A 19,099-nucleotide genomic window follows, 5' to 3' on the forward strand; every position below is an offset into this window, starting at 1 on the left:
GAATGCTCAGGGACGGAAGTGGAGCCACAGGCCAAAAAGGAGCGCAACGATGACAAAACGCACGGCGATGTGCAGCGGGTTGACATTCCCGCTCACAGCACGCCCATCCAAACTGGGGCCACCATCCCGAGCAGGCACCCCACGAGCACCGCTGCCGGAAGACCCCGCCACACTCCACCCAGAATCAGCAGGGCCGCTGCCATAAAAACCGCAGAGGCCCCCGTCGTGCCCCAGGCCTGGGTCGGAGCCACGAAGGCCAGAAAGATGTTCAGGAGGCCAAACAGCCCCAGCGGAAGCGCAGACCAATTCATGGTGCTCACGCTAGAAGTTCAAGCGCACTTGAAGTCAAGCGCCCGTTTACGCCTGCCCGCGCCCGTGCATTCCACTCTCGGCCACGTCCTCTTCCAGCGACTCTTCAGGGGCCGCGCCGCCCTGAGCCCTGCTGGCCGAGGGAGCCACATCGTCGCGCCCGGAGTCCTTGACCGCGTGGGCCGACATGCCGAACTGGTGCCCGCTGCTCTGGGCACCTTCGAGCACCACGCGCGCCAGCTCGCCCAGCGTGGCGCCGCCCGCCCGCACGTCCATCTTCAGTTCGCGGCGCAGTTCACCCAGGCTGGTGTCGTCGATCATCAGCTCGGTGCCGTAGCGCAGGGTGGTCGGCGGTACGATCAGCAGGTCGGCCTCACCCGGCTGCACGGCGTGCCGGAAGCAGCGCCCGGTGAGCAGCCCCGCCACGGTCGTGACTTTGCCGAAGGTTTTGTTCTCGATGGCCCGCACCTCGATGTCGAGTCCCTCGATCTGGCGCAGCGGCTCGATGGCGCGTGCCAGTGAGTCGGCAAACAGTAGCCCGGTGCCCAGAATCACCTTGCGGGGTTCGGGCAGTGCGGCGGGCAGGGGGGGCAGCGCCTCGGTCAGAAAATCCCGGATCATGCCCACGCCGTTTTCCAGCATGGGAAAGCCCTCGTACTCCTCCTCGGTCGGCAGCGGTTCGCCCGCGAGCAGGTACAGCTCGTCGGAGGGAAAGATGAAGCGGGTGCCGCGTTCGGCCAGGAATTTCCTGCGCCACACGTTCAGCCGCCGCAGGGTGTCCTGGGCCTCTTCCGGCGTGAAAGTGCGCACGTCGGGCAGGTTGGTGCGGTGCGCGGTCAGGCCGATGGGCACCACCGCCGCCGAAATCACGTTGGGGCGGCTGCTGAGGTACTCCACCGTCTCGTCGAGGTTCTCGCGGTCGTTGCGCTCGGGCACCAGCACGATCTGGGTGTAGAGGTCAATGCTCTCCAGGCGCTCGATCATCTCGCGAATCTGCACGGCCTGGGGGTCTTTGACCTTCAGTTTCCACCACTTCATCATGTCCTGGCGCAGGTCCTGATTGGCGGTGTGGACCGACACGTACAGCGGCGAGAGGTTCTCGTCCAGAATGCGGTTGATGTCGCCTTCGGTCAGGTTGGTCAGGGTCACGAACGAGCCGTACAGAAACGACAGCCGGTAGTCGTCGTCCATGATGTACAGGCTCTTGCGAAAGCCGCGCGGCATCTGGTGCACGTAGCAGAAATCGCACTTGTTGGCGCACTTTTTAATCCCGTCGAACAGCACTTCCTCGAAGTCGAGGCCGGGGTCTTCCCACTCCACCGTGAAGGTCAGCGTCTCATCGAGGCTGGGCGGCTGGGGCAGCATCAGGCGGTGGTGGTCTTGCGCCGTGCCCGCTACGCCGGTCATCACACGCGGCGCCTCGTGCGGGCGGGCGACTTCCAGCGTGACCACACCGCGCTCGAGCTGGTGGCGGTAGGCCAGCACATCGGTCACCGGCTGCCCGTTGACCCGCAGCAGCACGTCGCCGGGCCTGACTCCGGCGCGGGCGGCGGGACTGCCTTCCTCCACGGTCTTGATCGGTGCTGGGTAGAGCTGTTCTTGAATGTTCTCGGCTGCCGTCATGATTCACCCCTTTCGAGGCAACACTGGCGGCCCCGAGGAAACAGGGAAGTTTAGCAGAAAGCGGGCGGACGTGCTGTCTCTTTCCCCGCTTAACCCCGGCTCAGGCGCTTCCCCGTATTCCCTGCCGCCGCTGCCGCAGCCGGGCGAGGCGGCCCAGGTTGTGCTGCATCTGTTCATTGCCGGGGTCTTTCACCGGGCGGCGTTCCCACAGCCAGTCGAGAATGAGCGCCAGCACTTCCTCGCGGTCACAGTCGTTGAGGAGTTCGTGATACCCACCCTTGAAGACCTTGAGCGCCTTGTCGGGGGTGTGAAGCTGCGCCACGAAGTCGGGCAGGCCGTCCATGTAGGACACCTGATCGCCGGTGCCGTAGAAGACCAGCGTGGGCAGCGCCCAGTTCGAGTAGGTCGGCCAGAGCTGCTGCGAGAGCTGCATCATGGTGCTCGCGGTGAGCAAAGTGACCTGCCCCTGATAGATGCGCTCGTCGGCCTGGTACGCCGCCACCTCTTCCGGCAGCCGCGAGAGCCCCGCCTTGTTGATCGGCACGATGGCGAGCCCCGGCGCCAGCTTGGAGGCCAGCGGCAGCAGGTGCCGCACCAGGGCTATCTGATCTTGCCCGGCCTGGAGCATCGGGCTTGACAGGATGACGCCGCTGATGCCCTGTGGGTCGGCCATCACGCTGCCCGCCGTAAACAGGGCCCCGGCGCTGTGGGCAAAGAGGTAGAGCGGCAGGTCCGGGCAACGCTCCCGCAGGGCGGCGCGGGCGGCGAGGTGGTCGTCCACCTGCACGAAGGCGTCCACCATGCTCACCTCGCCCGGCGACGCGCCGTGACCGCGCAGGTCGTAGCTGTAGACGCTGTAGCCCGCCGCGTTCAGCGCCGGAATCAGGCAGTGATAACGGTCCTGATACCGCTGCGCGTATTCGGCGAGTGCGTGCGTGAGCAGCACGGCGCCCGCCGGGTCGGCGACTTCCCAGGCATAACCGGCGACGGGGAGATGGGGAATGGTCCAGCTGTTCGGTTGGGTCATGGGGTGCCGCTCAGAGTAGCCGACCGACTTTGACAGAAAATAAACAGTGGGCTATCCCCCCTTAGTCCCCCCACCCCCGACCTTAGACGGATTTCGCTCCATTCCAGCACAGTCGGAAAAGCGCCGCCTGTGCTTCCATATCGCGAAACCCGTCTTTTTTCCTACTCTGCTAAGCAGCTCTGCGAGTCACATCCGTTCGGATTGAATCCAAAGCAACTGGATTCCATCGGAATTTGTATCACTTCAGTGCCCGCACCACCGTCGCCACGTTGTATTTGAGGGCTTTGAGGTAAGTTTCGCCGGCGCTGCCTGCGGCCCCAGCGCGTCGGTGTAGAGCGGCGGGGCAATCCGGGCGCCGGTTTCGCTCGCCAGCGTCTGTGCCAGGCGGGTGCTGACGGTGTTTTCGGTCAGGATGACTTTCGCGCCGCTTTTCTTGACGGCGCTCGCCAGAGTCGCAAGTTCGCGGGCACTCGGCTCGCGCTCGGTGCTCAGGCCAGGAATGACGGCGCCGATGACGGTCAGGCCATAGCGCCGGGCGAAGTACCCCAGCGAGTCGTGGTGCGTGACTACCTTGCGCTGGCTTGCGGGCAGCGTGGCGAACTGTTTTTTGGCCCAGGCATCGGCAGCGCGAATCTGGGCCGAGTAAGCGGCGGCGTTTTTGGCATAGGTGGCCTGGCCCGCGGGGTCGGCAGCGCTCAGGGCGGTCTGCACGTTTTTCACGTACCCCAGCGCCAGTGAAGCGTCCCACCACGCGTGGGGGTCGGGTGCGCCGCCCTCTCCTCCAGCGTGCAGCTTGAGGCCCGCCGTCAGCTCCTTCACCGGCACGCGCGGCGCGGCGGCCCGCAGCCGGGGCAGCCAGGGCTCCAGGCCCGCGCCGTTGGCAAACAGAACCTTGCTGCCCACCAGCGAGCGAATCACGCCGGTCGAGGGCTGAAAGGTATGGGCGTCGGCCCCGGCAGGCACGATCACGTTCACGTTGACCCGTGACCCGCCCACCTGCCGCACGAAGTCGGCCAGCAGACTGGTCGTCGCGCTGACCGGCAGCGGCGCCGCGGCGGCCTGTCCACTCCCCACACACGCAGCGGCGAGTAGGGCACACGCCATGAGCTTCCGGTTCTTCATGATATCACCTTATCAATTGGCGAGTAAAAAAAGGGAGAGCCGCTGGACTCTCCCCCAAAGAGCCTGACGGCCTTCAGATCAGTTCGATACCCTTGTAGGGGCCCTTGGACAGGGTACGCAGGGCGTTGGCGCTCAGCCACACGGTCTTGACCTGGCCGTTTTCACGGATGGCCTTCTTGTGCAGGTTGGCGCGCTGAACGCGCTTGGTGATGCCGGTGGTCTTGCGACCCACGCCGCCGTCGGCACGGGCCTTACCACGGCGAATCACGGAGTTGACGACGAGGTTCTTCTTTCCAGTCAGGTAGCATTCACGGCTCATGTTGGTACTCTCCTTGTTTGAGTTCAGACTGGAACGGGGTCAGGGACGGCGGCGTTCCCGGTTCTTTCTCCGGGGTCCGGTCCGCGTGCTGCTCCACTGTCCAGCCGGTTCCAGTGCCTGTTGCCCATCCGCGCTGCGGGCAGGCGACACCAAACCCTATCTTAACCTACTGGCGAGCCCGAAAGATAGACCTGGGGCGCGGAGCCTTCGCCACTCCCTGCTGTGGCCCGCACCGGCATCGGGTCGTCATGTGGCCGTCACGTCACCGGACGCGAGCTGTCGATTTCACGGCCCTCGCCGCGTTCCTCGCTCGCCACGTCGGGCTCGGTGGTCGGCAGGTCCTCGCCGTTCAGCGCCCGCGTCAGGCGGTTCATGTCCACGGCGTTCTCGCTGCGGGCCACCACCAGCGTCGCCACCGCGTTCCCGATGAAGTTGGTCAGGGCGCGCGCCTCGCTCATGAAGCGGTCGATGCCCAGAATCAGCGCCATGCCTGCCACCGGCACGTGCCCGACAGCGCCGAGCGTGGCGGCCAGGGTGATAAAGCCGCTCCCCGTCACGCCCGCCGCGCCCTTGGAGGTCAGCAGCAGCACCGCCAGCAGGCTGAGCTGCTCGCCGAGGCCCAGCGGCGTGTTCGTCGCCTGCGCGATGAAGAGCGCGGCCATCGTGAGGTAAATGCTGGTGCCGTCAAGGTTGAACGAGTACCCGGTGGGCACCACCAGCCCCACCACGCTCTTCTCGGCCCCGGCATGCTCCAGTTTCATCATCAGGCGGGGCAGCGCCGACTCGCTCGAACTCGTGCCCAGCACGATCAGCAGTTCTTCGCGGATGTAGCGAATCAGCTTGAAGATGCTGAAGCCCGCCGCCCGCGCAATCAGCCCCAGCACCACGAAGATGAACAGCAAACAGGTGAGGTAGAAGCTGCCCATCAGGTAGCCGAGGCTGGTGAGCGATTTGAGACCGTATTTACCCACGGTAAACGCCATCGCCCCAAACGCCCCGATAGGTGCCAGGCGCATGATGAACCCCAGAATCACGAAGACAACCTGATTCAGAGCGTCAATGCCGTAAAGAATCTGGTCGCCGAGCTTGCCGAGCCGCATCAGGGCGAAACCGAACAACAGCGCAACCAGCAGCACCGGCAGCAGTTCGCCGCCCGTAAAGGCGCTGACCAGGGTATCAGGGATGATCTTGAGGATATGGTCCCATACTGTCATTTCCCCGGCGGCCTCGGTGTACTTCGTCAGGCCCGCCGTGTCGAGGGTGGCGGGGTCCACGTTCATGCCCGCACCGGGCCGCAGCACGTTCATCACCACCATGCCGATAATCAGCGCCAGCGTTGAGACGACCTCGAAATAGATCAGCGCCTTGCCGCCCACCCGGCCCACCTTGCGGGTGTCGCGCATGTGCGCCACGCCGCTCACCACGGTAGCGAAGATAATCGGCGCAATCACCATTTTGATCAGCTTGACGAAGATGTCGCCGAGCGGCTTGAGGGCCTCTCCAAACTTGGGAAACAATGCACCGACCAGAATGCCGAGCACGATGGCGATGATGACCTGAACATACAGACTGCGGAATATCTTGGGCATGACTTCTCCTCGGCGGGTGGCAGGCGGACCTAGACCCACCCTCCCATTCATATGAACCACCGGCTTGCACAGACACGGCAGCGATCTTTGGAATGTGAGGAATATAAAACTTTTGCTTTAAGGCCGCCGGCTGCTGTCTCCTCCACAGGAACGCGGGAGGCGAACTCCATTTGCCACTTTGGCGCGGTGGTACGCTCAGGAGCGATATGGATACCTTTGACGTTCTGGTGATTGGGGGCGGCCCCGCGGGGTACGTGGCGGCCATTCGTGCGGCGCAGCTCGGGTTCAAAACGGCCTGTGTGGACGCCTTCGAGCGGGGCGGCAAGCCCAGCCTGGGCGGCACCTGCCTGAACGTGGGCTGCATTCCCAGCAAGGCGCTGCTCGATTCCTCCGAGCGCTTCGAGATGATTTCGCACGACACCGCCGAGCACGGCATTCAGGTGGCCCAGCCTCAGATCGATGTCAGCAAGATGCTCGCCCGCAAGGACGGCGTGGTGGACAAGCTGACCGGCGGCGTCGCTTTCCTCTTCAGGAAGAACAAGGTCACGTCCTTCCACGGCTACGGCAAGCTCGTGCGCCAGGACGGCCAGGAGTGGGTCGTGGACGCAGCGGGCACCGAAGTCAAGGCCAAGAACGTGATCGTGGCAACGGGCAGCAACCCCCGCGCCCTGCCCGGTGTGCCCTTCGGCGGCCACATCGTGGAAAACAGCGGCGCCCTGCAAATTGACCAGGTACCCGGCAAGCTCGGCGTGATCGGCGCGGGCGTGATCGGCCTCGAACTCGGCAGCGTGTGGCGGCGCCTCGGCGCTCAGGTGACCATCCTCGAAGCGATGCCCGGCTTCCTGATGGCCGCCGACGACGCGATTGCCAAAGAAGCCCTCAAACAGTTCCAGAAGCAGGGCCTCGACTTCCACTTCGGCGTCAAGATCGGCGAAATCAAGCAGGACGACAGCGGCGTGACTGTCACCTATGAGGAAAACGGCTCGCAGGTGACCGCGCAGTTCGACAAGCTGATCGTGTCCATTGGCCGCGTGCCCAACACCGGGGGCCTGAACGCCGACGGCGTGGGTCTGGCGCTCGACGAGCGCGGCTTCGTCAAGGTGGACCAGCACTACCGCACCAACCTCCCCGGCGTGTACGCCATCGGCGACGTGATCGGCGGCGCCATGCTGGCGCACAAGGCCGAGGAAGAAGGCGTGGCGCTCGCCGAAATGATCGCCGGACAGGCCGGGCACGTGAACTACGACGTGATTCCCTGGATCATCTACACCAGCCCTGAAATCGCCTGGGCAGGCCTGACCGAGAAGCAGGCCAAGGAACGCGGCCTGAATGTCAAGACCGGGCAGTTCCCCTTCAGCGCCAACGGACGCGCCCTGGGCCACGGCGACCCGCGCGGCTTCGTCAAGGTCGTGGCCGACGCCCAGACCGACAAGCTGCTCGGCGTGCACATGATCGGCGGTGGCGTGTCGGAACTCATCGGCGAAATCGTCGCCATCATGGAATTCGGTGGCAGCGCCGAGGACCTCGCCCGCACCATCCACGCCCACCCCACGCTCTCCGAAGTGGTCAAGGAAGCGGCGCTGGCGGTGGACAAGCGCGCCATTCACATGTGATCTGAGGAAAACAGGGGGCAGAGGGGAAGGCGATGTTCCCTCTGCCCTCTTCTCTTGACCCTAGCTTTCCGCTGTCCCCCTTGACGAACACATGATGTCCCTGTATCTTTCTGTGCGTGCCGGAAACGGCGCCCCTTGAAAGGCAGAAGAGTTTAAACCCCCTTCTGAAGTGTGGCCCCATCGTCTAACGGTTAGGACACTACCCTTTCAAGGTAGCGATACGGGTTCGAATCCCGTTGGGGTCACCAGAAACCGCGCTCTCCTCGTGAGGGCGCGGCTTTTTTTGTGCTCCTAGTAAGCAAAAAAAGCCAGCGCACTGGCTGGCCTTCTTGTTGAAAACCGAACTGCTCAGCGCGCCGCAGTAAGGTCGTAGTTGTTGAGCACGACCGTCTGGATATCGCCGTTCGCGTCGTTGCGAATGTTCCAGCCGTACTTGACGCCGCTGTAGACATAGTTGTCGCGCGGCGCGTAGATCAGGCTCTTGCCGTTGTGGCGGCTGAGCACCACGTCGCCGCTGTCGTAGGCGTTGTTGTTGTTGGCGTCGCGGAAGACGATCAGGCGGTAGACGCCCGACTGCACGTTGCGCGGCAGGGCAAAGGTATAGCCGCCGGTCAGCACCTTGTCGATCACCTGGGCGCGGCGACCGTCGGCGACGTACTGACTGTTGTTGAAGCCGACCAGCGCGAGGCGCAGGTTCTGGTCGCTGTTGAAGCCGTTCAATTGACCCGACACGACGGCGGCGCGGGTGCCGACCACACTGCAAGAGCTGAGGGCCACAGTACCGAGAAGAGCGAGCGTCAGTGCTTTTTTCATGGGAATGCTCCTTTGCCGCACGGAAGCGCGGCCCGGGTCCAGGGTGTTGGGGCGGGTGCCCGGAATGATCTTCAGGCTACAAATGCCCTCAGGGCCGGACAAGGGCCGCTTCCTTTATCCTTCGCTCGCACATTGGGCGGGGGAAGCCTGAGCATTTGACATAGCAAAGACCCCTCACCCCTGCCTTTGGCAGGCCCTCTCCCCTGGGTAGAGGGTCAAACAGCGCCAGATAATTCTCTTGTCAAACGCTCTAGGCACTAACGGAAGAAGGGACACCTGCAAGTGTCTGCCGCAGGTGCCCCAGGATGTCAGAGGACTGCAGGTCAGCTCAGCGGGCGCGGACCTTGAGGTTCAGGGTCGAGTCGGCGGGAGCGCTGGCGCTGGTGCCGCTGGCACGCACTTCGTAGATCACGTCGTTGACGGTGCCGGAGCGGCCACCGGGGTCACTGCTGTAGCTCCAGGTGCAGCCGCTGCTCAGCGGAATTTCCTTGGTGCCCACGATGCGGCCCGCACGGCGCACGGTTACGGTGTAGCCGCTGCCGCTGCCCACGCCGCCGAAACGGAAGGGGGCGGTCACGGTTTCGCCGTCGTTCACGCTGACCGACAGGTCCTGCGAGCACTTGCCGGTCGCCGTGCCCGCCGTGATGGTCAGGGGCAGGCTGGCGACCTGCTCGCCGCCGCTGTCCTGAATGGTGTAGGTCTTGCTGCCCTCGGTCGGCGCGGCCACGTCGGCACTCCACGTGCCGTCGTCACCCACCTTGAAGGTGCCCACGCTGGTGCCGTCTTCGAGCAGTTCGTAGGTTTCGCCCGCCTTGCCGGTGCCGGTCAGGTTGAAGCCGGTGGCCGGCACTTCGGCGTCCCTGGCCGGTTCGCTGACGACGAAGTCACCGCTGCTGGCCGTTCCCGCAGTGCCCTCACTGTCGGTGCTGCCTGCATTGGCGTCGCTGTCGGTGCTGCCGGTGCCGCTCGCCGCCGCGTCCGTATCGGTGACGTTCACCTTGAACTCGGTCTTGGCGCCTTCGCCGCCGATGACGCTGTAGGTGTGCTCGCCAGCCGTCGGGGCGGGGATGTCGGCGGTCCAGTTGCCCTCGCCGTCGGCGGTGGACTCGGCGACGGTCTGGCCTTCGTCCTCGATCTTGAGGTGCATGTTGGGGGCCGCCGTGCCGCTCATGGTGAAGGGCTTGGCCGGCAGGTTGCTGCCCGACTCGGCGGGGGTGGTCACGATGATGCCGCTGTCCTGCGCCGTCGTGCCGGTCGTGCTGGTGTTGGTCTGTGTCGTCTGGTTCTGGGTGGTCTTGTTTTGGTTGTTCAGAAGCCAGCAGCCACCGAGCAGCAGCGGAATGAGCAGCAGCCACCAGGGGGACACGCCCCGGCGGGGCGGAACGGGCGGAACAGCCGCCGTGGTGGTCGTGGTGACCGGCGTGCTGGGGGGCGGCGGAGGCGTGACGGGCGGGGCCGACTCGACCACTTTGGGCGTCGCTGCCGCCACGACTTCCTGGGTCGCCGGTGGCTGAGCAGCGGCAGTGACCGGAGCGGGAGAGGTCTGAGCTGCCGCGCCGGTGCTGAGCAGCCCGGCGATGCCGCCCATACCGGCGGGAATCAGGTCCGGCAGCTTGTCCTGCATGGCCCCCAGCAGGCCGCTCAGGACCAACGGGCTCATGCGCGAGCTGCGGGCGAGGCGGCCCAGGACCGCGAGCACCAGCGGCGTGAGCAGCGCGAGCAGGCGACCCGCGTTGGCCCCGCTGCCACTCAGCGCCGTGCCCAGGCGTCCGGTCAGGGCGTCCACGTTGCCGTAAAGCTGGCCCAGCACGCCCCGGCCCTGGCCTTCGAGCCGCGCCATTTCCGCGCTGTCGGACAGCAGCCCAGCGTCCAGGCGCCCGCCCTCACCGGCAAGGCGGTCGAGGTCCTGGCTGTTGCTGAGCAGTTCCGCCGCGCCCGCCTCGGTCCGGCCCCGGCTGATCCAGGGCGCTGAGCACCACCGGCAGGGCGCCCTGCACGGCCTTGCCCGCCGTGGCGCCGCTGAAGCCCGCCGCGCGGCCAATGCGGTCGGCGTTTTCGCCGCTGAACTCGCTACGCAGGGTGTCGAGCAGGCTGCTGGGGGTAATGGCCCCCGGCGCGAGCTGCGCCGCCGTGACGCCGTTGGCGGGAGGAGGCGGGGGCACGGCGGCGCCGGCCACGCCAGCCGCACTGGTGCCCACCGCAGCGGCCCCGGCAGCGAGTCCCGCGCCGAGGTCGAGGTCGCCCAGGCCACCGCGCAGGCCGCCGAGCACGCTCTCGGCGCTCGCCGCGTCCAAGCCCTGACGGCCCAGCAGGCTCAACACGAGCGGGACGCCATGTTCATGACCTTCTGCACGCCGCCCACGCTGCCACCCACCCGACGGGTGACCTGCTGCACGATGTCCTCGGCCTGGGTGCCGAGCAGGGCCGGCGCGAGCAGTTCGCCCGCCCGTTGCAGGTCGAGTGCCCCGCTGGACGTGTTCAGGGCGTCTTGCACCGAACCGAAGCGCGGCAGGTTGCTGACCGCCTCACCGATTTGCGAGCGGCCTTCAGGCGTCTGGGCATGGGCGGCGAGCGCGTCGAGTTGCAGCGGCAGCCCCAGGCTCAGCGCCCGCTGGGTGAGGGTGGGGTCGAGTCCGGCCACCTGCCCGAGCTGAGCGACGGCTTGCTGATCGAAATACGACTGAATGATGTCCTTCATACGTCCTCCGGTGAAGCTGAGCAGACAACGGACCGGCGAGCAGTCCAGACTGAACAAGGGTATCTTTTCACAGTTCGCCGGTCTGCCCCCACCCTCTAAACGTTTCTTTAGCCGCGCTCAGAGCCGCTTTTGCCGCCGCGCCAGGGAGTAGGCTGCTGGACATGACCCCGCCCTCGCCGCTGAAATCCGCCGCCTGGCTGCTCGCGCAGCGGCCGGGCGCCGTGCGCGTGCTCGACTGCCGCTACGCCCTGAGCGACCCGCTGCTCGGGCGCCTCGCCTATCTGGAAGGGCATATTCCCGGCGCGGTCTACGCCGACCTCGAAACCGACCTCAGCGGGCCGGTGCAGCCCGGCGGCGAGGGCGGGCGCCACCCGCTGCCCGACCCGCCGGTGCTGGCAGACTGGCTCGGCGCGGCGGGCATCGGCAACGGCGACGTGGTGGTGTGCTACGACGACCCGGGCGGCGGCCAGGGCTTTTACGCGGCGCGGGCGTGGTGGCTGCTGCGCTGGCTGGGGCACCGCGAGGTGTATGTGCTCGACGGCGGCTGGCCCGCGTACCTCGCGGCGGGGGGCGAAGCGAGCACCGAGGAACCGCACCCCGTGCCCACGACTTTTACGCCGGACGTGCAGCCCGAACTGGTAGCGACGGCGCAGGACGTACAGAACCGGGAGGACGGGGTGCTGCTCATCGATTCGCGCGCGCCAGAACGCTACCGGGGCGACAGCGAGCCGCTCGATAAAAAAGCCGGGCACATCCCCGGCGCGGTCAACCGGCCTTTCAGCGCCGCGCTGGACGAGCAGGGGCAGTTCCGGGCGGGCGCCGAGCAGGCGGGGCGACTGGCCGCCGGAGACGCCCCCACCATCATCTACTGCGGCAGCGGGGTGAGTGCGACCCCCAACCTGCTCGCCCGCGAACTCGCCGGGGTGCCGCTGGGGCCGAACAACCGCCTGTACGCCGGGTCGTGGAGCGACTGGGTGAGCGACGAGGGCAGGCCGGTGGCAACGGGGGAATGAGTTAGGGAATGTTCGCTTTGAGGCAGGGCAGCGACTGGCGCATGTCCTCCGCCCGAAAGGTCAGGTTTTGGATGTTCGGATTCCTGGTGCCGTGCTGATAAGTCACGCTCGCCGCATCCCAGACAACCTTGCCTGACCAGTCTGACCCCGGCCAATAGCGGCGGCGCATCAGCAACAGCGGTTGGTCCGTGCAGCGCACTTCGAGATATTGCTCGGCCAGCCCGCGATTTGGGCCCCAGCCGCCCCACAGGTCTATCGCCCGCAGTTCCAGGCCCTGCCACTCCCCTGTCGGCGCCGCCCAGGTGCGGACGATTTTTTCGTTCTGCTCGGCACAACCGACCAACAGCAGGGGAACCAGGGGAAGGAAAAGCAGGCGCCTTCGCCTGGGCAGAGGCTAGGGCGCAGACGGCAAAGAAAGCGTCAGGCAAAAGGTGGCGGGGCAGCGCATCACCGCAGCGTTACGCTGTCGGTTTCGTTGCCTGGATCGCGGTACTGCACGCGCCATTTCGCGCCGGCGCCGTCGGCCCGCAGGCCCTCGGGGGTTTTGGGGTCGGGAAAGGTGCAGTAGCCGCCCGTCTGGGCACCCTGCCAGGGTTTCGCGTCGGCCTCGCTGGTGCCGATGACACTGCCCGACCACTGAACACCGCGCAGGTAGGAGCCGCTGGCGAGGTTCTGGTGCCCGCGCTTCTGGCCGATGGTCGTCATGCGCTTGAGGATGTTGCCGCCGCCCGCCGCGTCCCAGCCGTAGCGCGGGTCCACTGGGGCGCGCAGGGTGAGGCTGGCGGCTTCACGGTCCACGTTGGTCACGCCGCTCATGGTCATGCTCAGAATCGTCTGCCCCGCTTCCTGGCTGACCCAGAAGGTGAGTTCGGCGGCCTGCCCCGCCAGCAGCCGCCAGGGGTCGCCGCTGCGCTGGCGCTCGGTGGCGACGGTCACGGCACTTGGGCCGCCGGGCTGCTCGATGAGGAAAAAGGGCGCCCAGTCGTCCTGCTCGCGGGCCATGTAGCGCCCGTGCTGAAACCCGGCGTCTACCGCGCCGCCCCGCCCGCCCCAGCCGCCCACGTACACGAAGGCGGTGTCGCCGCTGCCGAGCGACTTTTCCTCGTACAGGTCGGCGGATTTGTCGGTAGGCAGATAGACTGCGCTGCGCTGGTAGGCGTAACCGGGCTTGGAATACACGCGGCGGTAGGGGCCGGTCTGCTCGTCTTTGCACTCCACCTTGACGCCGGGCGGCACCTTCTGGCCCGCGCCGTCGTGCTGCGTAGTAGCGGGCGCGGTGCCGAAGATTTTGGAAATCAGGCTGCCCAGGCCGCCGCCCGTGCCCTGCACCGCCCGCAGCTCGCCCGTGACCGGGTGGGGCGCAAACCGGTGAAACTCCAGAGCGCCCGCCAGCGCCGCGCTGTTCGCCGTGACGCCGCGCTCGGTGAGCACCGCGACGTGCTGCGCCTGCTCTGCTGTGAGCCCCGGCAGCAGCGCCCGTAGCAGCTCGGGGTCGGGGCCGTGGGGCGCGGGGGGCGCGGCGTGGGGGGCGGGCGTCCAGAGGGTCATGGGGCGAGTGTAGAGGGTGGCCGCACCCGTCAGACTGAAGGCATGGACCTCATCTCGCCTGACCCCGGACGTTGGGCCGCCCGGTTCGACCGGCATCGGTGGCGAATTCGACTCGCTCTTCCCCAGGCCCGCACCGAACACATCGGCAGTACAGCCATCGGCACCATTTGCGCTAAAGATGTGGTGGACATTCTGGTCGGTGAAGTAGACGTGACGGCGGCGGCGCAGGCGCTCGTAAGTGCCGGATATGTCATCGAGGGCGAGCGGCCCAACCACATCTGGCTGTGCTGGCCGGACCCGCAACAGCGCGAAGCGGTAGTGCATGTGGTCATTGCGGGGGGCGACATCTGGCACCAACGGCTGCTTTTCCGTGATTTCCTGAAGCGCAGTCCTGCCGAGGCCCGGGCTTACGAAGCGCTCAAACAGAGGCTGGCGGCCCAGACCGACGACTGGGGCGAGTACACCGCGCAGAAAGCCGCTTTCGTCGCCCGAATCCTGCAAAGGGCAGCAGAAAGCTGACGGGCAGGCCAGTACACTCTGCCCATGACCCGCACCCCCGACACTGTCCACCTCGCCGTCGTGCAGATGCACATGACCGACCAGCTCGAAGACAACGTGGAGCGCGCCGCCGAGCACGTCCGGGAAGCGGCGCGCCGGGGCGCCCAGGTCATCTTGTTGCCCGAGCTGTTTGAGAACCTCTACTTCTGCCAGGTGGAGCGCGAGGACTACTTCGGGCTGGCGCACCCGCTGGAGGGACATCCCTTTATCGGACGCTTTCAGGAGCTGGCGCGTGAGCTGAACGTGGTGCTGCCGGTCAGCTACTTCGAGAAGGCCGGGCAGGCGCACTACAACTCGCTGGTGTGCATCGACGCGGGCGGCGAACTGCTCGGCAACTACCGCAAGACCCACATCCCCGACGGCCCCGGCTACGAGGAAAAGTATTACTTCAACCCCGGAGACACCGGCTTCAAGGTCTGGGACACCCGGTTTGGCCGCGTGGGTGTGGGCATCTGCTGGGACCAGTGGTACCCAGAAACCGCCCGCGTGATGATGCTTCAGGGCGCCGATTTCCTGCTCTACCCCACCGCCATCGGCAGTGAGCCCGCCGAGGTGGAAACGCCCAACAACCATCAGATGTGGCAGCGGGCAATGGTCGGGCACGCGGTGAGCAACTCCAGCTACGTGGGGTCGAGCAACCGCATCGGCAAGGAAATCGTGGGCGGGCTGGAGCAGACCTACTACGGGCACTCCTTTATCAGCGACTACACCGGCGAACTCGTGGCCGAACTCGGCGACAGTGAAGAAGGCCCGCTGCTGCACGAGCTGAACCTGAAAGAAGCGCGCAAGTTCCGCGCCGGGATGGGCTTTTTCCGCGACCGCCGCCCCGAGCTGTACGGGCCGCTGCTGACCACCGACGGGGTGACGCGCCGGGGCTAAGGCGCGGAGACTGATGCGGCGTATGCGCTGCCACAGCGTGTTGCCGCGCAGCCCGCTATAAGCAGGGCCAGCCCATGACCGACCCCGACTCCACCTCGCCTGCCCCTGACCCGCAGCAGCCTGCCGACCCGCAGCCCACCGACCCGGGCCGCCGCGAAGTGTTGCGGCAGGGCGCCCTGCTCACCGCCACCGCCCTGGGCCTCGGCGGGGGGCTGACGCTGCTCACCCGCCGCCCCGCGCCTGCCGAGCCAGCCCCGGACCCTCAGACGGCGGCGGGGCGCGTCATCCGTCCGACTGGGCCTTACGACACCCAGGAGGCCATGACGGGTTACCGCGACATGACCACCTACAACAACTTCTACGAACTCGGGCTCGGCAAGGATGACCCCGCCCGCCACGCCGGGGCGCTGCCGACGCGGCCCTGGACGGTGGTGGTGGACGGCGAGGTGAAAAAGCCCGTCACGCTCGACATAGACACCCTTCAGAGCTGGTTTCCCTTAGAGGACCGCATTTACCGGATGCGCTGCGTGGAGGGCTGGAGCATGGTGATGCCGTGGTTCGGCTTTCCGCTCGCCGCGCTGCTGCGCCGCCTGGAACCGACCGGCGCGGCCCGGTACGTGCAGTTCACCGCCATCAACGCCCCCGACAAGCTGCCGGGGCAACGGCCCTGGGTGCTGGAATGGCCGTACACCGAGGGCCTGCGGCTCGACGAGGCGCTGCACCCGCTCACGCTGCTCGCCGTGGGGCTGGAAGGCCGGTCGCTCCCGGCGCAAAACGGCGCTCCGCTGCGGCTGGTCGTCCCCTGGAAGTACGGCTTCAAGGGCATCAAGGCCATCGTCCGGATGACGCTCACGCGCACGCAGCCGCAGACGACCTGGGCGCTGGCCGCTCCCGACGAATACGGCTTTTACGCCAACGTCAACCCCGCCGTGCCTCACCCACGCTGGTCGCAGGCCACCGAGCAGCGCATCGGGGAGAGCGGGCGGCGGCCCACATTGCCCTTCAACGGCTACGGCGAACAGGTGGCGGGACTCTACAGCGGGCTTGACTGCGGCGGAACTTCTAAATGGCGCGCCGCCCGCCCCCCTATGCGTGGCTCGGTCCAGGCGTCGTGCTGGGCGGGCTACTCCCCACCGTTTTCCTGCTGTGGGACGCGCTGAGCGGCGGCCTGGGCGCCAATCCGGTCAAGCAGGCGACCCACCAGACCGGGCAACTCGCGCTGATTGTGCTCACCCTCTCGCTCGCCTGTACCCCGGCGCGGGTGTGGCTGGGCTGGACGTGGGCGGCGCGCATTCGCAAGGCGTTGGGGCTGCTCGCGGCGTTTTATGCGGTGCTGCACTTCGGGATTTACCTGCGCGGCCAGGACTTCAGCCTGGGCCGCATCTGGGAGGACGTAACCGAGCGGCCCTTCATCACCTCGGGTTTCGCGGCGCTGCTGCTCCTGCTGCCGCTGGTCCTCACGAGTGGCAAAGGCAGCGTGCGGCGACTGGGCTTTGCGCGCTGGACGCTGCTACACCGCCTGGTGTACCTCGCCGCCGCGCTGGGCGCGCTGCATTACTGGTGGGGCGTGAAAAAGGACCACAGCGGGCCGCTGCTCGCCGTGCTGGTCCTCGCGGCGCTGGGGCTGGCAAGGCTCAAGACCCCGGCGCGGCTGAACAGACCGGCGCGGCAGTGATGCTAGCGCTCCCCTCCTTTCCTCACCCGGCGCTCTGCCATCCTGCGCCATGACTGCTTCTTCCGGTTCTTCTGCGCCTTCTTCCGGGCCGCTGCTCGCCGCCGTGCAGGGGCTGTGGTCCGGCGCCGCGCTGGCCGACCCCCACCCCATCTACGAGCAGATTCGCGGCTTTGCCAATGCCGACGGGCTGGTTCGGCTTCCCGAGTGGAACACCGCTTTTGCCGTGGGGCACGCGGCGACGAGCGCGGTGCTGCGCTCTCCGGCGGCCCGCTCGGGGGAATGGGACCACGGCCCGAGCGACGGCGGAAAATTGCTGCAACACATGATGCTGTTTCGCAACGGCATTCCCCACGCCCGGCTGCGGGGGCTGGTGCAAAAGGCGTTCACGCCGCGCGTGGTGGAGGAACAGCGCGACCTGGTGCGCTCGCTGCTGGACGAACTGTTGAGCGATATGGCGCGCGCCGGGGGGCCGGTGGACCTGGTGGCGGGGCTGTCGGGGCCGCTACCGGGCCGGGTAATCATGCGGATGCTGGGGCTGCGCGGCGCCGACGAGGAGCGCTTTCTGGGCTGGTCGGCAAGCGTGGCCGAACTGCTCGGCGGGGCCGACCGCTCGCCCGCGCTGCTGGCCCGCATCGAGGCCGACGCCCGCGAAATGCGTGGCTACTTCCGCGACCTGGCCGACGAACTGCGCGTGTCGCCCCAGCCGGGCCTGCTCTCGGCACTGGCGGCGGTGGAAGACGGGGGCGAGCGTCTCAGCGGCGACGAACTGCTCTCCAACGCGGTGCTCTTGCTCGCGGCGGGGCACGAGACGACCTCCAACCTCATTCCGGGCGGCGTGCTGGCGCTCTCGCAGCAGCCGGGCGCCTGGGCCGCGCTGCTGAACCACCCCCGGCACCCCGGCGTGGCCGACGAACTGCTGCGGCACGTCTCCCCGGTGCAGCTCGACGGGCGAATGCTGACCGAGGCGCAGACCGTGGGCGAGACACCGCTGCCGGCAGGCACGCCCGTGCAACTGCTGCTGGCGGCGGCCAACCGCGACCCGCAGGTGTTTCCCGACCCGGAGCGGCTCGACTGGGACCGCCCAAACGCCTCCCGTCACCTCGCCTTCGCCGCCGGGCCGCACTACTGCCTGGGCGCGAGCCTCGCCCGGCTGGAAATCGCCGAGACGTTCGCTGCGCTCGCCGAGCGTTTCCCCGACCTGCGCGTGAGCGCCGCACCCCATTACAAGGCCAATTTCGTTCTGCGCGGGCCGCAGGAGCTGTGGGTGACGCTGGGCTGAGACGAAGTTCTGAGGAGGCCAGAGCAAAGAGGAAAAGGACTCTAGAGCAGTGGACGGGAAGATGTTGAGTGTCGTTGACCCTCTACCCTCGTGGGAGAGGGCCTGCCGAAGGCAGGGGTGAGGGGGCGAACAGACCAAATCTGACGAAACCTCATTCCGTCAACTGCTCTAGCAAGACCTCCCGACGGTGTTCCAACATCAAAGCCCCCCGTCCGGCGCCCTCTCACCCTCGCCCGGTACACTTTCAGCATGACCCGCACCCTCTCCCCCTCCGCCGAGGATTACCTCAAGCACCTGTACGGGCTGGGGCAGTCGGGTAAGGTGAGCACCCAGGCGCTCGCCGCCGCGCTCGGGGTGGCGCCCGCCAGCGTGACCGGAATGCTGCGCAAGCTGACCGAGCAGGGGCTGGTGTCGCACGCGCCGTACCAGGGCGCCCGGCTGACTGCCGAGGGCGAACGGGTGGCCCTCGAGGTGCTGCGGCACCACCGTCTGCTCGAACTGTTTCTCCACCGGGCTCTGGGCGTGCCGCTCGACGAGGTGCACGACGAGGCCGAGGCGCTCGAGCACGCGCTGTCCGAGCGGCTCGAAGCCCGCATCGCCGCGTGGCTCGGCGACCCCACCCATGACCCGCACGGCGACCCGATTCCGACGCTGGAGGGCGAGCTCCCGGCCCGCGCCGAGCGGCGGCTCTCGCAACTCGCCCCCGGCGACCACGCCGTGATTGCCCGCGTGCCCGACGGCGACGCCGAGCAACTTCGTACCCTCGTCGGCGCGCGCCTGACCCCCGGCGCCCGCCTCCAGATTCGCAGCGTGGACAGCGCCCTGGGCACCCTGACGGTGCAGGTCGGCCCGTCCGGTAAAGGCGGGCAGGCGCTCACGCTGGCGCTGGGGGTGGCCGCGCAGGTGCAGGTGCTGGCGGGCGAGCTGGACGCGGCGGGGACGGTGTAGAGCATTTGACAGAAAAAGACACCCTCACCCCTCGCTATGCGAGGCCCTCTCCCATCAAGGTAGAGGGTCAAACAGCGCAAGGCACT

The 19,099-nt window shown here is 67.2% G+C and carries 20 protein-coding genes and 1 tRNA gene; 9 read left to right on the forward strand and 12 right to left on the reverse strand.

The annotated features are described in order from the left end of the window. Positions 1-92: 92 nt before the first annotated feature. The 6 genes from DR_RS12965 to DR_RS12990 all read right to left on the reverse strand — a co-directional run bounded on the left by DR_RS12965 (position 93) and on the right by DR_RS12990 (position 5,989). On the reverse strand, positions 93-311 hold the full coding sequence (locus tag DR_RS12965; protein WP_027480114.1) for a hypothetical protein: 219 nt from the start codon (positions 309-311) through the stop codon (positions 93-95). Positions 312-357: 46 nt separating this feature from the next. Then, positions 358-1,932 carry a DUF512 domain-containing protein gene (locus tag DR_RS12970; RefSeq protein ID WP_010889146.1) on the reverse strand — a complete coding sequence of 525 codons (1,575 nt, stop codon included), beginning with the start codon at positions 1,930-1,932 and terminating at the stop codon, positions 358-360. Positions 1,933-2,032: 100 nt separating this feature from the next. Continuing rightward, positions 2,033-2,959: an alpha/beta hydrolase gene (locus DR_RS12975; protein ID WP_010889147.1), complete on the reverse strand. Its 927-nt coding sequence runs from the start codon at positions 2,957-2,959 to the stop codon at positions 2,033-2,035. Positions 2,960-3,202: 243 nt separating this feature from the next. Continuing rightward, a complete protein-coding gene (locus DR_RS12980; RefSeq protein ID WP_338107132.1) occupies positions 3,203-4,081 on the reverse strand; it encodes a metal ABC transporter substrate-binding protein in 879 nt (292 codons plus the stop codon). Between the two features lie 73 nt (positions 4,082-4,154). After that, entirely contained in the window at positions 4,155-4,400 is a 246-nt protein-coding gene (gene rpmB / locus DR_RS12985; RefSeq protein ID WP_010889149.1) for a 50S ribosomal protein L28, read from the reverse strand. 257 nt (positions 4,401-4,657) lie between these two features. Continuing rightward, complete coding sequence (locus DR_RS12990) at positions 4,658-5,989, reverse strand: dicarboxylate/amino acid:cation symporter (protein ID WP_027480112.1); 1,332 nt, start codon at positions 5,987-5,989, stop codon at positions 4,658-4,660. A 206-nt stretch (positions 5,990-6,195) separates the two neighbouring features. On the opposite strand from DR_RS12990, the gene lpdA reads away from it, so the two are divergent. Together lpdA and DR_RS13000 are read left to right on the forward strand one after the other, a co-directional pair. Beyond that, positions 6,196-7,602, forward strand: a complete 1,407-nt coding sequence (lpdA, locus tag DR_RS12995; protein ID WP_027480111.1) for a dihydrolipoyl dehydrogenase — start codon at positions 6,196-6,198, stop codon at positions 7,600-7,602. 173 nt (positions 7,603-7,775) lie between these two features. Next, positions 7,776-7,850 (forward strand) — tRNA-Glu (locus DR_RS13000). Positions 7,851-7,950: 100 nt separating this feature from the next. Here DR_RS13000 and DR_RS13005 read toward each other — a convergent pair. The 4 genes from DR_RS13005 to DR_RS13020 form a co-directional block, all read right to left on the reverse strand. Next, positions 7,951-8,415, reverse strand: coding sequence for a hypothetical protein (locus tag DR_RS13005; RefSeq protein WP_027480110.1), 465 nt, complete (start codon positions 8,413-8,415; stop codon positions 7,951-7,953). Between the two features lie 328 nt (positions 8,416-8,743). Beyond that, positions 8,744-10,255, reverse strand: a complete 1,512-nt coding sequence (locus DR_RS13010; RefSeq protein ID WP_010889153.1) for a hypothetical protein — start codon at positions 10,253-10,255, stop codon at positions 8,744-8,746. A gap of 43 nt (positions 10,256-10,298) precedes the next feature. Further along, entirely contained in the window at positions 10,299-10,736 is a 438-nt protein-coding gene (locus DR_RS13015) for a DUF937 domain-containing protein (RefSeq protein ID WP_010889154.1), read from the reverse strand. Then, positions 10,730-11,113 carry a DUF937 domain-containing protein gene (locus DR_RS13020; protein ID WP_164927997.1) on the reverse strand — a complete coding sequence of 128 codons (384 nt, stop codon included), beginning with the start codon at positions 11,111-11,113 and terminating at the stop codon, positions 10,730-10,732. The genes DR_RS13015 and DR_RS13020 overlap by 7 nt, the downstream gene beginning before the upstream one ends. A gap of 161 nt (positions 11,114-11,274) precedes the next feature. Between DR_RS13020 and DR_RS13025 the strand changes: the two genes are divergently transcribed. Further along, positions 11,275-12,126, forward strand: coding sequence for a sulfurtransferase (locus DR_RS13025; RefSeq protein WP_010889156.1), 852 nt, complete (start codon positions 11,275-11,277; stop codon positions 12,124-12,126). Between the two features lies 1 nt (position 12,127). On the opposite strand, the gene DR_RS13030 is transcribed toward DR_RS13025, so the two are convergent. Both DR_RS13030 and DR_RS13035 read right to left on the reverse strand, forming a co-directional pair. Then, complete coding sequence (locus DR_RS13030) at positions 12,128-12,469, reverse strand: hypothetical protein (RefSeq protein ID WP_010889157.1); 342 nt, start codon at positions 12,467-12,469, stop codon at positions 12,128-12,130. A gap of 104 nt (positions 12,470-12,573) precedes the next feature. Then, positions 12,574-13,674, reverse strand: a complete 1,101-nt coding sequence (locus tag DR_RS13035) for a hypothetical protein (protein WP_027480108.1) — start codon at positions 13,672-13,674, stop codon at positions 12,574-12,576. A 42-nt stretch (positions 13,675-13,716) separates the two neighbouring features. Here DR_RS13035 and DR_RS13040 point away from each other — a divergent pair, with 42 nt between their 5' ends. From DR_RS13040 to DR_RS13065, 6 genes are all read left to right on the forward strand, one after another. Then, positions 13,717-14,193 (forward strand): GrpB family protein, encoded by a 477-nt coding sequence (locus DR_RS13040; RefSeq protein ID WP_051618888.1) that lies wholly within the window; start codon positions 13,717-13,719, stop codon positions 14,191-14,193. A 24-nt stretch (positions 14,194-14,217) separates the two neighbouring features. Then, positions 14,218-15,111: an N-carbamoylputrescine amidase gene (gene aguB, locus DR_RS13045; protein ID WP_010889160.1), complete on the forward strand. Its 894-nt coding sequence runs from the start codon at positions 14,218-14,220 to the stop codon at positions 15,109-15,111. Between the two features lie 74 nt (positions 15,112-15,185). Then, positions 15,186-16,271 (forward strand): protein-methionine-sulfoxide reductase catalytic subunit MsrP, encoded by a 1,086-nt coding sequence (gene msrP, locus DR_RS13050; RefSeq protein ID WP_010889161.1) that lies wholly within the window; start codon positions 15,186-15,188, stop codon positions 16,269-16,271. Next, complete coding sequence (locus tag DR_RS13055; protein WP_010889162.1) at positions 16,178-16,786, forward strand: protein-methionine-sulfoxide reductase heme-binding subunit MsrQ; 609 nt, start codon at positions 16,178-16,180, stop codon at positions 16,784-16,786. The genes msrP and DR_RS13055 overlap by 94 nt, the downstream gene beginning before the upstream one ends. Before the next feature lie 49 nt (positions 16,787-16,835). Beyond that, positions 16,836-18,065, forward strand: coding sequence for a cytochrome P450 (locus tag DR_RS13060; protein WP_010889163.1), 1,230 nt, complete (start codon positions 16,836-16,838; stop codon positions 18,063-18,065). 249 nt (positions 18,066-18,314) lie between these two features. Further along, complete coding sequence (locus DR_RS13065) at positions 18,315-19,013, forward strand: metal-dependent transcriptional regulator (RefSeq protein WP_010889164.1); 699 nt, start codon at positions 18,315-18,317, stop codon at positions 19,011-19,013. The last annotated feature ends 86 nt before the right edge of the window (positions 19,014-19,099 follow it).

It is taken from the genome of Deinococcus radiodurans R1 = ATCC 13939 = DSM 20539 (genome assembly GCF_000008565.1).
In the GTDB taxonomy this organism is placed as follows: Bacteria; Deinococcota; Deinococci; order Deinococcales; family Deinococcaceae; genus Deinococcus; species Deinococcus radiodurans.

Coding starts and splice junctions, on each gene's coding strand:
- DR_RS12965 (WP_027480114.1), bottom strand. CDS start 311: ATGAATTGGTCTGCGCTTCCGCTGGGGCTGTTTGGCCTCCTGAACATC.
- DR_RS12970 (WP_010889146.1), bottom strand. CDS start 1,932: ATGACGGCAGCCGAGAACATTCAAGAACAGCTCTACCCAGCACCGATC.
- DR_RS12975 (WP_010889147.1), bottom strand. CDS start 2,959: ATGACCCAACCGAACAGCTGGACCATTCCCCATCTCCCCGTCGCCGGT.
- DR_RS12980 (WP_338107132.1), bottom strand. CDS start 4,081: ATGAAGAACCGGAAGCTCATGGCGTGTGCCCTACTCGCCGCTGCGTGT.
- rpmB (WP_010889149.1), bottom strand. CDS start 4,400: ATGAGCCGTGAATGCTACCTGACTGGAAAGAAGAACCTCGTCGTCAAC.
- DR_RS12990 (WP_027480112.1), bottom strand. CDS start 5,989: ATGCCCAAGATATTCCGCAGTCTGTATGTTCAGGTCATCATCGCCATC.
- lpdA (WP_027480111.1), top strand. CDS start 6,196: ATGGATACCTTTGACGTTCTGGTGATTGGGGGCGGCCCCGCGGGGTAC.
- DR_RS13005 (WP_027480110.1), bottom strand. CDS start 8,415: ATGAAAAAAGCACTGACGCTCGCTCTTCTCGGTACTGTGGCCCTCAGC.
- DR_RS13010 (WP_010889153.1), bottom strand. CDS start 10,255: ATGGCGCGGCTCGAAGGCCAGGGCCGGGGCGTGCTGGGCCAGCTTTAC.
- DR_RS13020 (WP_164927997.1), bottom strand. CDS start 11,113: ATGAAGGACATCATTCAGTCGTATTTCGATCAGCAAGCCGTCGCTCAG.
- DR_RS13025 (WP_010889156.1), top strand. CDS start 11,275: ATGACCCCGCCCTCGCCGCTGAAATCCGCCGCCTGGCTGCTCGCGCAG.
- DR_RS13035 (WP_027480108.1), bottom strand. CDS start 13,674: ATGACCCTCTGGACGCCCGCCCCCCACGCCGCGCCCCCCGCGCCCCAC.
- DR_RS13040 (WP_051618888.1), top strand. CDS start 13,717: ATGGACCTCATCTCGCCTGACCCCGGACGTTGGGCCGCCCGGTTCGAC.
- aguB (WP_010889160.1), top strand. CDS start 14,218: ATGACCCGCACCCCCGACACTGTCCACCTCGCCGTCGTGCAGATGCAC.
- msrP (WP_010889161.1), top strand. CDS start 15,186: ATGACCGACCCCGACTCCACCTCGCCTGCCCCTGACCCGCAGCAGCCT.
- DR_RS13055 (WP_010889162.1), top strand. CDS start 16,178: ATGGCGCGCCGCCCGCCCCCCTATGCGTGGCTCGGTCCAGGCGTCGTG.
- DR_RS13060 (WP_010889163.1), top strand. CDS start 16,836: ATGACTGCTTCTTCCGGTTCTTCTGCGCCTTCTTCCGGGCCGCTGCTC.
- DR_RS13065 (WP_010889164.1), top strand. CDS start 18,315: ATGACCCGCACCCTCTCCCCCTCCGCCGAGGATTACCTCAAGCACCTG.